Here is a 15,283-nt window from a genome sequence, read left to right on the forward strand (position 1 = left end):
ACGACACTTCAGACCAGCGTGCCCAAGAGCTACCCTTCTGGATCCATCGCTATAACTGGCATCGACCGCACGCCGGCATCAAGGGTAAAACACCCATCAGCAGACTGGCCCTCGCCGAGGACAACCTGTTGAGGCTCCACAGGCCTGTTTGCCCATTACCTCGTCGCGCCACCGGGCCGCGTGGGCTGCGATGTCCGTCGGGCGATGGATGGACAACAGGCCTTCGATGCGGCCCACTTCACCGTCGGGGGCGCGCACCGTGAGGAGTGTGCCGCCCCGGCGGACGGATTCGGAGAGGATCGCCGCTTCTTCCTCGTCGATGCCGGCGCCGATCAGGGCGCCCATGAGTCCGCCCGTGGCGACGCCTGCTGCGGTGCCCACGGCCATCGCCGCCAGCCAGCCTGCTGCAACCACGGGGCCGAAGCCGGGGATCGCCAGCAGGCCGAGACCCGCCAGGAGGCCGACGCCTCCCCCGACCACGGCGCCGATGCCAGCCCCCGTGGCAGTCTCTGGGACGGCCTCCACGTTCTCGTACTCGACGCCGACATGCTTGTTCGCGATCAAACTCACGTCGGATGAGGGGATCCCGGCCCTTTCGATCGCGTCCACAGCCGCGCGAGCCTGCGCGTAGCTGTCATAGGATCGACTGATCGTCTTCATCGCTCTCTCGCACTGGTGATGGCCCGGATGAAACAAAGTGAAGCGACTGGAGTTCCCGCAAAGCGGGCGACACTAAGTTGTGGTCCGTTGATTACCACCCTCGATACGGGAATAATGCCCTTCCTTCTTTCCCACTCGCTGATCTGCATTGCAGACCGATATTCTGCTGTGTAAGCCGTCTGACCTAGTGGACTTGAAATCTGGTCGGCCAATGCATTTCGCCAAGTGTGCCGCGTTCTTCCTCGCCCTGACGCTCGGGCCGCCTGCGATGGCGCGAGATATCGTCTCGTCGGACATTTATCCGTCGAGTTACCCCACCGTGCGCGCCACGGCGTACATGGGCGACCTGATTCGCGAACGCAGCGGCAATCGCCTCATTTTGTCGAATCTCGGCGCCGGCGACCGGGAATCCGAGAACTACACCCTGGCGCAGCTCCGCAACGGCACCCTCGACATGGCGCGGATCAATCTCAACACATTGAACAGCGCGGCGCCGGTCACCAGCGTCCTGACGCTTCCCTATCTCATCCGGTCGACCGAGCACGAACGCAAGGTGCTCGATGGACCGATCGGTGAGGAGATCCTGGCATCGCTGGAGAGTACCGGCGTCATCGGTCTCGGCTTCTACGACGGCGGACCGAGATCGACCTACGGCACCAGGCCGATCCGCTCGCCGGCCGACTTGCGCGGCATAAAGTACCGCGTCCAGCCGTCCTCGATCTGGTCACCCATGTTGCGCGCCCTCGGGGCCCAGCCGGTGCCCATGTCCCAGTCACGGGTCCCGGCCGCCATGCGCGCAGGCGCCGTGGACGTGGCCGATGGAACATGGTCGTCCTTCGTCGCCCTGCAGCATCACCGCGTGGCAAGGAGCTTCAGCCTGACCGAGCATGCGAGGCCGCCGAGCGTACTGCTGTTCTCCCGGCCGGTCTGGAACACGCTCTCGTCCGAAGACAAGGCGATCATCCGCACTTCCGCGCGCGATTCGATCGCCTTCTATCGACGGCTGTGGGACGAACATGAGGCGGCGGCCCGGCGTGAGGCCGAAGCGGCCGGTGTCCTGATCGTGAGCGACATCGACCACGACGGCTTTGCCAGGGCCCTGGCGCCATTCCACCCCGTCGCTGTCTCCGATGCGCGGCTCAGGTCGATGATCGAACGTATCGAGGCCGAGAGGGCAAGGTAGCGCCGGTCAACGAGCACTGAAGCGCGCCCCCTGTGAAATCGCACCCTCGCCGCCTAGGATCGGGCAGGGGAGAGGGTCGAATGAGCATATTGCGCTGGATGCCGGGCCTGGCGACGTTGCGCAGCTACGAGGCATCGTTTCTGCCGCGCGACATGGCGGCAGGATTGACGCTCGGCGCAGTCATGGTGCCGGTGGGTCTCGCCTACGGCGAACTGGCCGGCCTTCCGATGGCCGGGCTCTATGGCAGCATCCTGCCGCTGCTCGCCTACGCCCTGTTCGGCAGTTCCCGTCATCTCGTCGTTGGACCCGACACCGCCATGGCGGCCATCGTGGCGGTCGCCGTGGCGCCGCTCGCGCTGGGTGATCCGCTCCGGCTGGCGCTGCTCGCAACCGGGCTCGGCGTCATGGTCGGGCTCATCTGCCTGCTGGCCGGCCTGCTGCGGCTGGGCTTCGTCGCCAACTTCCTGTCCAAGCCGGTGATCGCGGGATTCATGCACGGACTCGCCCTGGTGATCGTGGGGGCGCAAATTCCCAAAGTGCTGGGCTTCAAGGTCGAGGGCGAGACGACGTTCGACCAGCTCGTCGCCACGGCCAGCAGGCTCGGCGATACGAATCTCGCCTCCCTCGCGATCGGGGCCTCGTGCTTTGCCGTCATCCTCATCTGTCGTCGCCTCGCGCCGCGCATACCGGGAGCGGTGGTCGCGCTGGCGGGCTCCATGCTGGCCGTCGTTCTGTTGGGTCTCGAACGGCACGGAGTCACCCTGATCGGCCGCATTCCGACGGGGCTTCCGGACCTGTCGCTGCCACTCCTGTCGCTGGCTGATTTCGACGCCCTGCTACCGGTGGCGCTGGTCGCCGCGCTCCTGTCCTTCTCCGATACGATGATCACCGCTCGCGCGTTCGGCGCGCGGCATGGCACGCGCGTCGATGCCGACCAGGAACTGCTGGGGATCGGCACCGCCAACCTGGTCTCGGGCCTGACCCAGGGGCTGCCGATCAGCGCCAGCGACACCCGCACCGCCGTCGCCGATGCGGCGGGCAGCCGGACGCAGGTCACCATGGTCGTCGCGGCGGCCATCGTGGCGGGCGTCACGCTGTGGATGGGAGATCTGCTCTACTACCTCCCGACGGCGGCCTTGGGCGGTATCCTGATCGCCTCCGCCTGGGGCCTCTGCGACCTGGGCGAGTTCAGCCGGCTCTGGCGCTTCCGCGGCAGCGATCTCGCCGCCGCACTGCTGACGATGACGGGGGTCGTGGTGCTGGGAGTGATGGACGGCATCCTGGTCGGCGTCGTTTTCTCGTTGGTCCTGTTGCTGCGCGCCCTGGCCTTTCCGGCCGACGCTGCCCTCGGCCGCACACCCGACGGCGGCTGGCACGACCCCGCCCATCGTACCGATGCCGTTTCGGTCCCGGGCCTGCTCGTCTATCGCTTCTCCGCGCCCTTGTTCTTCGCCAACTGCGAGCTGTTTCGCGAGCGCATCGAGGCGCGCGTTGCGGCCGCGCCCCATCCGGTGCGCCGCGTCGTGATCGATGGGGCGGCCATTCACGATGTCGACCTCATGGCGTGCGACCTGCTTGTCGACCTGGAGCGTGAGCTGCGCGCGAAGGGCATCACGCTGGCGTTCGGCAATCTGCGCGATCGTGTGAGACGCGACATCGAGCGCGGCCTCCGCCTCGCAGCAGGAGACGGCGAGGGCGACATCGTCTATCCGACAGTCGCAGCTGCCGCGTGCCTGCCACCTTCGAAGCCGCTGCCGTAAGGGCGCTCGCGGGAGAAGGCACTCCAGTCGCGCCGGCCATGGGCCAACCTACTTCAGCGCGTTCCGCAGCGGTTCGTTGGAGAGTTGCATCAACCCGCCGAAAGGTATGCCGAGTTCCAGGATCAGGTAGAAGGCCGCGGACGCCGAGAGGATGCAGGTCGCGATCACGACGAACATCGTGGGATTTGCCGGCGCCGACATGCTGAAGACGCCGAAGATGAACATCAGCCAGACGATCAGCACGATCAGAAACGTGTTGGAGATCGAATCCGCTGGCTGTGCGAAGAGGGCGATCTGGGTCTGCTGCAGGTCGGCGCTGATCTGGATGGCGCGCACATGCAGGGCCCGCTGCTTGGCATTGGCGGGTTGCAGGTCCTGCAGCATGTAGAGAACCTGCTCTTCAGGAGCCTTGCCTTCGTCGAGCTTCACGCCGCGCGCCACGGCCTCCTCGCGCCAGATCGAATCGATCATCGGCTGGATCTCGGCACGCAGGGCCGCACGCACCGGGTCCGCCTCTGGGCCATAATGCTTCAGCACGCGGTCGAGTTCGGTAATCTCGGCCGTCAGGCGGCTCACCAGGCCGCTGGTGCGCTCGAAAGTGGTACGGGTCGAGGCGAAGAGCAGCGCCAGTACCAGCGCCGACATTGTGGCAACCAGCGCGATCGAGAGTTTGATCACGTCCTTGGAATCGCCGCTTACATGATGCTCGGGCAGGCGAGGACGCAGCAGGGCCCCGGCGGCCGCGCTGGCGATGATGCAGGCGAAGGCGAGGGCGGCAAACTGGATCGGGCTCAAGACGGGTGAACCTCGCGGGCGCTGATTGGCGGGCAGGCCAACGTGCCCCGGGCCGCACCGTCGACGCAAGCCACAAGGTGATCACAACCCGGGCGGGCCCTGGCGAGGCATGTTGAAGCTCGCCGTCGACCCAGGACGGCCTCCCTGCCTCCGTCCACACCGGAGGCGCGACCCGCCTGTGACCCCAAGCGCAGGCGGGTCATTGGAGGCCCCGCCTCCTAGTTGAACCGCACGTACTCAAAATCGCCCGGCTGGTTGTTGATGCCGCGGGCCGGCGGGGCGATCCAGTGGGCGAACTTGCCGGGCTGGGTGACGGCCGCGCCCATCAGCGAGGTGACGTAGGCGCGGTCCTCGTCGGTCGGCAGCCACCTGTCCTTGTGGGCGTTCCACTCGGCCTCGCTGAGGACCTTGCCTTCGGGCGAGACGCGTACGCCGGCGAAGGCGCCGATCTGCCGGTCGAAGGCACGGTGCGGCAGGGTCATCTCGAAGTTGATCCCGGCACGCTCGATCGTCTTGTTCCAGCGCAGCACGCCCTTGGCGCAGTCGTCGATATAGTCCTGGCGCAGCCGCTCGTTCAGCGCCTGCAGGGCGGGCACCGCCTTCTTGACGATGCGGCCATCCTCGACCGTTTCGATCTCGTAGGTCGCATTGGTCAGCAGGTGATCGTCGTCGATGCGGGTCTCGAGGAAGCGGCCCTTGACGCCCTGCGTGTAATAGTTGGCCGCGTTGGTCGAGGCTTCCTGGCCGAACAGGTCGAGCGACACCGAGAAGTGGAAGTTGAGATACTTCTGGATGGTCGGCAGGTCGATGCCCCCCAGGCTGCGCACGTCGTCGGTCCTGTGCTCCTTCATCAACTCGCAGGTGCGCTGGAGGATGCGGCCGACGCCGGTCTCGCCCACGAACATGTGGTGCGCTTCCTCGGTCAGCATGAAGCGGCACGAGCGGGCCAGCGGGTCGAAGCCGGACTCGGCCAGCGACGCGAGCTGGTACTTGCCGTCGCGGTCGGTGAAGTAGGTGAACATGAAGAAGCTGAGCCAGTCCGGCGTCGCCTCGTTGAAGGCGCCGAGGATGCGCGGCTTGTCGGGGTCGCCCGAATGGCGCTCCAGCATCGCCTCGGCCTCCTCGCGGCCGTCGCGGCCGAAATAGGCGTGCAGCAGGTAGACCATCGCCCAGAGATGGCGGCCTTCCTCGACGTTGATCTGGAAGAGGTTGCGCAGGTCGTAGAGCGACGGCGCGGTCTTGCCCAGCAGGCGCTGCTGCTCGACCGAGGCCGGCTCGGTGTCGCCCTGGGTGACGATCAGGCGCCGCAGGGTCGAGCGCATTTCGCCGGGCACGTCCTGCCAGGCGGGCTTGCCCTTGTTGTCGCCGAAGGCAATCTGGCGCTCGGGATCGCGGTCGGCCAGGAAGATGCCCCAGCGATAGTCCGGCATCTTCACGTAACCGAAATTGGCCCAGCCGTTCGAGTCGGTGGAGACGGCGGTGCGCAGGTACACGTCGAAGGAAGATGTGCCGTCGGGGCCCATGTCCTTCCACCAGTCGAGGAAGCGCGGCTGCCAGTTCTCCAGCGCGCGCTGGAGCCGGCGGTCTGAGGAGAGATCGACGTTGTTGGGAATGAGCTGGCTGTAGTCGATGGCCATGAGTGCCTCCTTCGATTCTGCTTGCCGGAGATCACCTCACCCTGAGGAGGCGCGAAGCGCCGTCTCGAAGGGTGGGAACGAGCACCTTGCCTGTTGCCGATCCTTCGAGACGCGCTCCTGCGGAGCGCTCCTCAGGATGAGGTCGTGTGGGTTCGATCAATTCAAGCCCGCTTGCGGTCGTACTTGCTCTGCTTGCCGGTGCCGTAGAGTTTCAGCGCGCCCTCCGGGCCCGTCGCATTGGGCCGCTGGAAGATCCAGTTCTGCCAGGCCGAGAGCCGCGCGAAGATCTTCGTTTCCATCGTTTCGGGGCCGGGGAAGCGCAGGTTCGCCTCCATGCCGATCAGCCCGTCGGGCGAGAAGCCGGCGCGTTCCTCGACGGCGAGGCGTACCTCGTCTTCCCAGTCGATGTCGTCGGGCGTGAAGGTGACGAGGCCGGCCTCGTCGGCGGCGGCGGCGTGCAGCGGTTCGCGGGCCTGGTCCTTGAGCGTGTCGACGTGGCGGGGATCATTGAGAAAGCGCGTCGAGAGCCGCGTCAGCCCGTTGCCCATCGGGTAGGGGCCGAAGTTCATGCCGGTGAGCCGCACCGTGGCGGCGGGCAGGTTCGAGCCCTCGAATACGCCATCCAGCATGTAGGAACGGTCGGCCGCCAAGGCGACCTCGAGCAGGGTGCCGGTGAAGCAGGAGCCGGGCTCGATCAGCGCGATCAGGCTGCGCGAACTCACGTCGAGCCGCTTCAGGGTGCGCTTCCAGTAGAGCACGATCTCATGCACCAGCCAGTCGTCGGCCTTCTCCGCGAGCAGCGCGTCATAGGCCTCGACCAGCGCCGCATCGCCCTGGCTGGTGAGCACCCAGGTGCCGATCTCGGTCTCGTTGAGACGCAGATGCATCATCGCATCGTCGAACTCGCGAGCCAGCGCCAGCGGCCAGAACGACGCGCCGGCCGCGTGCACGTCGTCGGGCGGTGCGGAGGAAGGGCCGTTGAGGCGGAACCTCGCCGAGCGGCCCTCGTGGTCGATCTCGACGGTGAGGTAGGCGTAGCGCAGCGTGTCGCCGTCGATCTGCCGTTCCACCGTCGGCAGCGCGATGCCTTTGGCATCCTTCGGTCGCGACGACGTCGCCGCGACCTCCTCGGCAATCTTCTGCGTCTGTTCCACCAGCTTCGAAGGCGGGATGAGCTGGTCGACCAGTCGCCACTCGCGCGCCCGCTTGCCGCGCAGGCCCTCGGCCGTGGTGCAGAAGAAGTCGGCATGGTCGCGGCGCACCATGCGCTTGTCGACCAGGCGGGTCAGCCCGCCGGTGCCCGGCAGCACCGCCAGCAGCGGCAGCTCGGGCAGCGACACCGCGCTCGATCCGTCGTCGGCCAGCAGGATCTGCTCGCAGGCCAGCGCCAACTCGTAGCCGCCGCCCGCGGCGATGCCGTTGATCGAGCAGATGTAGGTCTGGCCGGAATGGATGCTCGCATCCTCGATGGCCAGCCGCGTCTCGTTGGTGAACTTGCAGAAGTTGACCTTGTGATCGTGCGTCGAGAGGCCAAGCATGTTGATGTTGGCGCCGGAGCAGAAGATGCGGTCGCGCTGCGAACGGATCACGACGGCGCCGATCTCGGGATGCTCGAAGCGCAGGCGCTGCACGGCATCGGCCAGTTCGATGTCGACGCCCAGGTCGTAGGAGTTGAGCTTCAGCTTGTAGCCGGGCTTGAGGCCGCCCTCCTCGTTCACGTCCATGGTGAGGTAGGCGACGCCGTTCTCGAACGCGAGCTTCCAGTGCTTGTAACGGGAGGGTTCGGTGCGGAAGTCGATGGGCGCGGCGGCGGGGTCCATTGGCATCCCTATTTCTGTAATTCGGTACTGAATTACCTATTTACTTTCCCCGCCGCAAGGTCATTCTCTCCCCAGACATGGTTGCGATCCGCCCCGCCCAAGCCCCTGATCTCGCAGCGATTTCCGCGCTGGACGCACGGCTGACCGGTTCCGACAAGCCGCACTACTGGCAGGAGATGCTGGGCCCGGATCGCCATTTTCTGGTCGCGGAGACGGCAAAGGGCGGGCTGGCCGGCTTCATCGCTGGCGAGGTCCGGGCCTGGGAATTCGGCCAGCCGGCCGCCGGCTGGGTCTTCGCCATCCAGGTCGATCCGAAAACGCGCCTCAAGGGTGTCGGCAGTGCGCTGTTCGAGGCGTTGGCAGAGCGGTTCAAGCAACAGGGAGTGACGCGGGTGCGTACCCTGGTCGATCGCAAGGACCACCTGATCCTGTCGTTCTTCCGCGCCCAGGGCATGGTCGCCGGCCCGTCGCTGCAGCTGGACAAGGAGTTGCCGTGAAGCTCCAGACGGCGACGCGGCTTGGCCTCTATGCCGTTCTCGAACTGGCGCGCGACCCTGCGCGGACCCTGTCGTCGGCTGATCTCGCCGAGAGCTTCGGCGTCTCCACCCATTCCCTGGCCAAGGTCTTGCGCACGCTGTCTGCCGCCGGTCTGGTGCAGGGCGGGCGCGGCGCGTCAGGCGGCTATCGCTTTACCGGCAACCGCCGCCGCATCACCCTGATGGACATCGTGGCGCTGTTCGAACCGGCGCCGGGCAGCCGTGCCGCCGAGCCCGGCGAGGAGACCGAAATCGGCGCCGCCTTGCAGCGTGTTCTGACCGAGATCGACGAAATCGCCGAGGCCACATTGCGATCTGTAAGCTTGGAGACGATGCTGCGGCGACCCACTTGAGGGACCCGCATGATCGCGCGTCTGGTCTGTCTTGCCGCCCTGCTGTTTCCCGGAATTGCGCTCGCGCAGAATGCCGGCGTGGAGGCAAAGGCCTGCACGCCGAGCGGCGCGCTTGACCCGGCCTACGAGCGGGACAGCGGGACGATCGACTGGCCCGAAGAGGCGCAGCGGCTCAGGGCCGACGTGCCGAGCGTTTCGCGGCAGGGCGACCGGCTGTGGCTGGCGATCGACGGTGGCACAGCGGTCGAGCTGCAGGATTGTCCCTATGGCGACGCCGGCTACCAGTACCTCTACGAGCGTTATGACGATCCCGGCCGCTTCTACGTCGTGCGCACGCCGGGCCCCGACGACTTCGCCTGGACGCTGGTGATGAAGCGCACGGGCCGGCTGTTCACGGTCCACGGCGCGCCGGTCTGGGCCTCGGACAAGACAAGATTCCTGACGGTCGCCTGCTCGCTCCAGCCGGCGCGCGGCACGCTGTCGATCTTCGCGCCCTCGGGCGATGCACTCCCGACCGAGGCGGAGTTCGAGTTGCCCTGTGCGACCGAGAGCTGCTCGGCGCGCTGGGACTTCCAGTCCTGGATCTCGATCGCCTGCACGCCGCGCGACGACACCGCGAAGAAGGGCCAGGAGTTCGTTCTGATGCGCGGCAACGACGGCAAGTGGAACCGGTTCGGGCGTTAGGGCGACCGCTCATCTTGCTCCTCTCCCCCGATAGGGGGAGAGGCTGGGTGAGGGGGCGACGCACCTCCTGTAACCCCCTCACCTAACCTCTCCCCCTATCGGGGGAGAGGAATAGACTAAGCCTTGTCCCATCCATCCCGCGTCTGCGGGAGCTTCTTCTTGAGCAGCGCGCCCGCCACGACGTTGCGCAGCACTTCCGCCGTGCCGCCGCCGATGGTGAACATGCGGACGTCGCGGGCCATGCGTTCGAGCGGCAGTTCGCGGCTGTAGCCGCGGGCGCCGAAGAACTGCAGCGCCTCGTTCACGATCTGGATGGCGCTCTCCGACGTGAACACCTTGGCCTGGGCCGCCATCAGCATGTCGGGGAAGCCGCCTTCGCCCGAGCGCGCGGCGTTGTAGACCAGCGCGCGCGCGGCCTCGAGCTTGATCGACATGTCCGCGAGCTTCCATTGCAGGCCCTGGAACTCGTTGATCGGCCGGCCGAACTGGTGGCGCGTCTCCGACCAGTCGAGCGCCAGCCGATAGGCGCCGTCGGCGATGCCGAGCGCCACGGTGGCGGCTCCGACGCGCTGGCTGTTGTAGGCGGTCATCAGGTCGGCGAAGCCCTTCTTCAGGCCGCGCGGCGGGATCACCAGCGCCGATGGCGGGACGTCCATGTCCTCGAGGTCGATCACTGCCTCGGGAATGCCGCGCAGACCCATGGTCGGCTCGCGCTTGGTGATCTTGAGGCCCTTGGTCTCGTCGCGGATGGCGAGGAAGCCGCCGATGCCCTCGAACGTGCCCTTCTCGTCGTAGACCTTGGCGAAGATCAGGTGCAGGCGGGAGACGCCGCCGCCGGTGATCCAGTGCTTGCGGCCGTTCAGGACGTAGCGGTTGCCCTTCTTGTCGGCGCGCGTGGTCATGCCGTTGGCGTCGGAGCCGGCATCGGGCTCGGTGATGCAGATCGCGGGCTTGTCGCCGGCCAGAACCATGTCGGCGCACATCTTCTTCTGCTCTTCCGAGCCATAGGCCATGACCGCGCTGATCGCGCCCATGTTGGTCTCGACGGCGATGCGGCCGGTGACGGCGCAGGCCGCCGACAGCGCCTCGATGGCGAGCACGGCGTCGAGCCAGCCCTTGCCCTGGCCGCCATACTGCTTGGGGATCGTCATGCCGACCAGCCTGGCATCCTTCAGCAGTTCGACATTGTCCCAGGGATATTGCTCGGTGCGATCGACCTCGGCGGCGCGGGTGGCGACGGGGCCGGCGGCGAGTTCGCGGGCGCGGGCCTGCAGTTCGATCTGATCCGGTGACAGGGCGGACGGGTTCATGGACGGCGGACCTCAGACTGTATCGATGGTGAAGATGGCGACCGACCCGCTTCGGCCGCGGACGGCCGTGCTGCCGAGCGGCTTGAACACGAACTCCGTACCGCAGCCGGCGCACGTCGTCTCCGAAACGAGAATGCTCGTGCCGTGATCCTTGTTCAACTTTTCCAGGCGCGCGGCGAGGTTCACCGTGTCGCCTAGCAATGTGAAGCTGAGCCGCTGGCCGGCGCCGACGGATCCGCCGATGACCGGGCCGGTGCTGATCCCGATCCGGGTGACGAAGGGGACCCTGGCCTCACCGAAACTGCGGCCGGCGACGGCGCGCTGGATGTCGACGGCCGCACGGATGGCGGCCGGAGCGTGTTGAGGACAGGCCAACGGCATGTTGAAGGAGGCGAAGAGGCCGTCGCCGATGAAGGTGTGCACCACGCCGCCATGGTCGCGGATGGGAGCGAGGACGGTCTCGAGATATTCGTTCAGCGCCCCGAAGAGATGGTCCGGGGGCAGCTTTTCGGCGATGGTCGTGAACCCCGATACGTCCGTGAACAGGATCGTCGCGTCGCGGGTTTCTCCGGCCAGCACGCCGTTGCCGCCGCGCTGCAGGATGGTCGAGGCCACGCTCTCGTCGACATACCGGCCGAACGTCTCGCGGATCTGCTCGCGTTCGCGCAGCCCCTCGATCATGGTGTTGAACTGGCCGGTCAGTTCCCCGACCTCGTCGTTCGACGTCACGGGGATCCGGACCGACATGTCACCGCCGGCGACGGTCGACATGGCGCGGGACAGGATGCGGATGGGACGCAGCAGCGATCGCCAGATGAAGTAGACCGAGACGGTGACGCCCATCAGCCCAATGGCGACGTCGGTTGCGATCTCGTACTGCACCTTCTCGCCCTCGTAGGACAGGAGGTCGATGATCACGGCCGTCATGGGGGCCAGGGACATGACCAGCAGGGCGATGCCGAGCTTCAGGCGGTAACGGCCGAAGAACAGCGACAGGTTCCGGCCGGTGCGTTCGAAGATGAAGCCGCAGAGCGTGGCCAGATAGTCGCTTATGACGAAGTAGATGTAGGTGAAGTAGAAGAGCGGCAGCAGCAGGCAGAGCGCGACGTTGTCGACCAGCGTCTGGGTGGGGAGGGCGCGGAAGGTGGCATCCGGCCAGAGGTACGGCGCCATCACCCGAAAGCCCACCATCACCAGCGCGAGCAGCGCCACGCGCGCGGCCGTCAGGAGCGGGAGTTGCGTGATCCGGCGCTCCACATCCTCGAACGATCGCCGTCCCGACAGATATTCCTCGATCGGTATGAACAGGCGCCGGCAAACCAGGGTATTGACGCCCAGCAGCAGGAAGAGCCCGACGGCGATCGACCGCGGCGCATAGGCCCAGGCATCCGCGAAGGCGACGAACACGCCGGTGAAGACGATGTCGACCCCGGCCGCGGAGACCGCCCGCAGCAGATAGCGCCGCCGCAGGCTGCCGATCTCGGACGCCGTTGCGACGGGCTGGCCGTTTCCTGCTGCGGTCACAGGGGCTGTCCCACACGATAGACGACGACGCCGTCCTGATGACCGCGCACGTCGGTGGTGCCCAGCCGTTCGCAGAAAGCCTCCGCGCCCGCCGCCGCCACGGTGCGCTCGGCGGCGAGGATGCGTGTGCCGAACTTCTTGTTGAGTTGCTCGATACGCGCGGCGACGTTCACCGCATCGCCCAGCAACGTGTAGCTGAGCCGATTGTCGGTGCCGATCGTGACGCCGATGACGGGCCCGGTGTTGAGGCCGATGCGCGTCGGGAGTGCGAAGCCGCGCGCGAACCGGGCAACGGAGAGGGCCTGCTGGATTTCGATCGCGGCCGCGATGGCGGCCCTGGCGTGGTCCTCCAGCGGCCGCGGCAAGCCGAAGCTCGCGAAGAGCCCGTCGCCGATGAAGCTGTTCACGATGCCTCCGTGGCGCTGAATGACCGGGACGACGGTGTGAAGATAGGCGTTCAGGAGGGCGGCGACCTCGGCCGGCGTCGCGCTCTCGGAAACGGCCGTAAAGCCCTCGATGTCCGTGAACATCAGGGTCGCTTCGGCCGTGGTGTCGATGCTGCGGCCGGTATTGCCGCGGTTGGACAGAATCGAGGCGGCGACCGTCTCGCTCACGTACTTGCCGAAAGTGTCGCGAAGGTAGGCTTTCTCGGCGAGGCCCTCGACCATCTGGTTGAAGCGGCTGGCGGCATGGCCCAGCTCGTCGTTCGAGGTGACGGGCAGGCGCACCGTATAGTCGTCGTCGGCGACGCGGCGCAGGCCGCCATCCAGCCGCGTGATCGGTCGGGTCAGCGCGCTCGATATCCAGTAGTACATGAAGGCCGTGCCGATTGCCGACGTCGTGATGTCGGACGAGGCTTCGCGCACCAGCCGGTCACCGCTGTAGCTCAGCATGTCGGCGACGATCAGGACCATGGTCGCGAAGGACACGAACAGGAGGGCGAGGGCGACCTTGCGCCGGAAGCGGCCATCGAACGTCCCGATGTTCACGCCCCTCGTGCGAAACAGCTCCTCGCACAGGCGATCGAGGTACGCCGCGACGACAAAGAAGGTGAGGACGACGTTGAAGCCGGTACCGACCGTCAGGTTGGCGAAGACGTCCGGCCAGGCAACCTGCTGGAGTGTGGCGCCGAAGGTGATGTCGAGGCGATGCGAGAGCAGGCGCAGCCCCACCATCGGCGCGTACATCACCCCCACGACGGTCGCGGAATGGCGCGGCAGCCGCGCCAGCGCACTCTCGATGTCACCGAAGGCCGCTCGCCCCTCGATGAAATGCCGTATCGGCCGGATCAGAAGCCAGGCACCGAGGCCCACTCCGCCGGCGAGGAACAGGGTCGTGACCGCCAGCGACGGAAGGATGACCTGCGGGGCGTCGTTGAGCGCCGCATAGACGAGCACCGAGACGACGTCGATCAGGAACGGCACCGACATCGCAAGGTAGTAGCGATGCACGAGTCTGGCGGGCGACCAGTGCGGCGCCGCGTCGTGGGGGGCGTTCATCCGCCGGATATAGTGCGGATCGCGACGGAGCGGAATGCCCCGCCTGAGTTGATCCGGTTTCGCTCTCAAAGGCTCCGTCGTCTCGACCGAAGCGCCCCCTCGGAAGCCCTCGGGGCAGGCTCCGTCGCGAAGCGGAGAGACCTCTTTCCCACCAATAGACGCGCGGCCGGGCGAAAAAAGGTCTCTCCACTTCGCCTCGTGGAGTTTACCCCGAGGTATTCGAGGGGCGAGGCTCCGGTCGAGACGACGGGACAGCCTTATGCGATCAGTTCACGCGCCGTGATTCGGTACTTGAACTTGTCCGGGTCGAGCGAGTCGAGGAAGCCGGACCGGTTCTCGGCCTGCGGATACATCAGGAAGGCGACCGGCTCCTCCTTCGAGCCCGGCAGCTTCACATCGTGCGCGACGTTGTAGGCGAGCCAGTTGCCTTCCCAGGAGCCGAACAGGGCGCGGCGAGCGGCGACGACCTTCGGGTCGGTCATGGCGAGGTTGGCCGGCGGTTCCTCGAGTACGACCTTGCGCACGTCGGCGGGATCGACCGGCGTCCAGCCTGAGCCGCTGAGCCAGACCTCGGCGCGGCAGTGCTGCGCCTTGGACACGACCTCCGAACCGGCGCCCAGCGCCTTGAAGCCGAACTCCGACGGCATCACGCGAATGCCGTAGACGTCGCGCGCCGGTAATCCGATCGAGCGGGCGAGGCCGACATAGAGCGCGTTCAGGTCGGCACACTTGCCGTTCAGGTTGCCGGTCCTGATCATCGTGGTGATGTCGCCGACGCCGCAGCCCAGCGTCTTGGCGTTGCGGAAGGTGTTCTCGACGACCCAGTCGTAGATCGCGCGCGCCTTGGCGACGTCGCCCTGCTTGCCGCGCACGATCCCGTCGGCCGTTTCCTTCACGAGGCCGTCGGTCGGCAGGAAGGTGGTCGGCATCAGGTTGAGCTTGCGCTCGGCGTCGCTGAGCGGCGCAGCATTGCCCCGGCCTGGCACGACCGACCGGTTCTGCGCCTGGATCGGCGCCACGATTTCGATCACCGGCGCCTGCTGGTCGGCCGCCCATTCGACCCTCAGCATCTCGGCGCCATACTTGGGATCGCGGACGCGTTCGGTGACGCGCGCATTGCCGGTCCAGGTGACGGCGCCGGGGCGCTGCCAGTCCGGCGCCTCGAAGGTCGGCAGCGGGATCCACGCCTTGGTTGCGCCGGCCGTCGGCTCGATGCGGGTTGTCAGCAGGTAGCTGCGCCAGCCCTTGGGCACGGGGGCGTAGGTCACAGCCTGGGCCGACGCCAGCCGCGGAGAGAATGAAAGGGCCCCGGCAGCGATGCCGGCCTTGAACATGTCACGACGATGCATTTCGAGTCCTCCCCGATTGGCAATTACTGCCGGGGAGGGCGGTCGTCCCGTCGTCGGGAAGAGCCGGCACCATCCCGGACCGATCCGCGTCGCACGCGACAGCGTCAGTACCGGAGAACAAGAAATGCAACGGGTCGCGGAGACCGTCAACTCCGTCAGATCGCAGGCCGGTC

General features: G+C 66.8%; 13 protein-coding genes and 1 pseudogene. 6 read left to right on the forward strand and 8 right to left on the reverse strand.

Annotated elements, in window-relative coordinates:
• Positions 1-140, forward strand: a pseudogene (locus Q7V45_RS11530) (integrase core domain-containing protein); the annotation flags it as partial.
• Here the strand turns inward: Q7V45_RS11530 and Q7V45_RS11535 are convergent.
• Positions 97-660 (reverse strand): hypothetical protein, encoded by a 564-nt coding sequence (locus Q7V45_RS11535; RefSeq protein WP_304851867.1) that lies wholly within the window; start codon positions 658-660, stop codon positions 97-99. The pseudogene Q7V45_RS11530 and the gene Q7V45_RS11535 sit on opposite strands and share 44 nt — an antisense overlap.
• Positions 661-871: 211 nt before the next feature.
• On the opposite strand from Q7V45_RS11535, the gene dctP reads away from it, so the two are divergent.
• Both dctP and Q7V45_RS11545 read left to right on the forward strand, forming a co-directional pair.
• Entirely contained in the window at positions 872-1,843 is a 972-nt protein-coding gene (gene dctP, locus Q7V45_RS11540; RefSeq protein ID WP_304851870.1) for a TRAP transporter substrate-binding protein DctP, read from the forward strand.
• Between the two features lie 80 nt (positions 1,844-1,923).
• The gene (locus Q7V45_RS11545) at positions 1,924-3,603 is read left to right on the forward strand and encodes a SulP family inorganic anion transporter (RefSeq protein ID WP_304851874.1); all 1,680 of its coding nucleotides are present in this window, start codon (positions 1,924-1,926) and stop codon (positions 3,601-3,603) included.
• A 48-nt stretch (positions 3,604-3,651) separates the two neighbouring features.
• On the opposite strand, the gene Q7V45_RS11550 is transcribed toward Q7V45_RS11545, so the two are convergent.
• From Q7V45_RS11550 to boxC, 3 genes are all read right to left on the reverse strand, one after another.
• Positions 3,652-4,398: a hypothetical protein gene (locus Q7V45_RS11550; RefSeq protein ID WP_304851877.1), complete on the reverse strand. Its 747-nt coding sequence runs from the start codon at positions 4,396-4,398 to the stop codon at positions 3,652-3,654.
• 218 nt (positions 4,399-4,616) lie between these two features.
• Positions 4,617-6,035 carry a benzoyl-CoA 2,3-epoxidase subunit BoxB gene (boxB, locus tag Q7V45_RS11555; RefSeq protein ID WP_304851880.1) on the reverse strand — a complete coding sequence of 473 codons (1,419 nt, stop codon included), beginning with the start codon at positions 6,033-6,035 and terminating at the stop codon, positions 4,617-4,619.
• Between the two features lie 161 nt (positions 6,036-6,196).
• Entirely contained in the window at positions 6,197-7,861 is a 1,665-nt protein-coding gene (gene boxC / locus Q7V45_RS11560; protein ID WP_304851883.1) for a 2,3-epoxybenzoyl-CoA dihydrolase, read from the reverse strand.
• 71 nt (positions 7,862-7,932) lie between these two features.
• Here boxC and Q7V45_RS11565 point away from each other — a divergent pair, with 71 nt between their 5' ends.
• From Q7V45_RS11565 to Q7V45_RS11575, 3 genes are read left to right on the forward strand one after another with little or no spacing between them, the layout of a single operon-like run.
• On the forward strand, positions 7,933-8,352 hold the full coding sequence (locus tag Q7V45_RS11565; protein ID WP_304851886.1) for a GNAT family N-acetyltransferase: 420 nt from the start codon (positions 7,933-7,935) through the stop codon (positions 8,350-8,352).
• The gene (locus Q7V45_RS11570; RefSeq protein WP_304851890.1) at positions 8,349-8,744 is read left to right on the forward strand and encodes an Rrf2 family transcriptional regulator; all 396 of its coding nucleotides are present in this window, start codon (positions 8,349-8,351) and stop codon (positions 8,742-8,744) included. The genes Q7V45_RS11565 and Q7V45_RS11570 overlap by 4 nt, the downstream gene beginning before the upstream one ends.
• Positions 8,745-8,753: 9 nt before the next feature.
• Positions 8,754-9,428: a hypothetical protein gene (locus Q7V45_RS11575; RefSeq protein ID WP_304851893.1), complete on the forward strand. Its 675-nt coding sequence runs from the start codon at positions 8,754-8,756 to the stop codon at positions 9,426-9,428.
• Between the two features lie 116 nt (positions 9,429-9,544).
• On the opposite strand, the gene acdA is transcribed toward Q7V45_RS11575, so the two are convergent.
• The 4 genes from acdA to Q7V45_RS11595 all read right to left on the reverse strand — a co-directional run bounded on the left by acdA (position 9,545) and on the right by Q7V45_RS11595 (position 15,110).
• Complete coding sequence (acdA, locus tag Q7V45_RS11580; RefSeq protein ID WP_304851896.1) at positions 9,545-10,738, reverse strand: 3-sulfinopropanoyl-CoA desulfinase; 1,194 nt, start codon at positions 10,736-10,738, stop codon at positions 9,545-9,547.
• A 12-nt stretch (positions 10,739-10,750) separates the two neighbouring features.
• Positions 10,751-12,262: an adenylate/guanylate cyclase domain-containing protein gene (locus Q7V45_RS11585; RefSeq protein ID WP_304851899.1), complete on the reverse strand. Its 1,512-nt coding sequence runs from the start codon at positions 12,260-12,262 to the stop codon at positions 10,751-10,753.
• Complete coding sequence (locus Q7V45_RS11590) at positions 12,259-13,761, reverse strand: adenylate/guanylate cyclase domain-containing protein (RefSeq protein ID WP_304851902.1); 1,503 nt, start codon at positions 13,759-13,761, stop codon at positions 12,259-12,261. The genes Q7V45_RS11585 and Q7V45_RS11590 overlap by 4 nt, the downstream gene beginning before the upstream one ends.
• A 257-nt stretch (positions 13,762-14,018) precedes the next feature.
• Positions 14,019-15,110, reverse strand: a complete 1,092-nt coding sequence (locus Q7V45_RS11595) for a transglutaminase-like domain-containing protein (protein ID WP_304851905.1) — start codon at positions 15,108-15,110, stop codon at positions 14,019-14,021.
• Positions 15,111-15,283: the final 173 nt, after the last annotated feature.

Source organism: Reyranella sp., from assembly GCF_030651995.1.
Lineage (GTDB): Bacteria > Pseudomonadota > Alphaproteobacteria > Reyranellales > Reyranellaceae > Reyranella.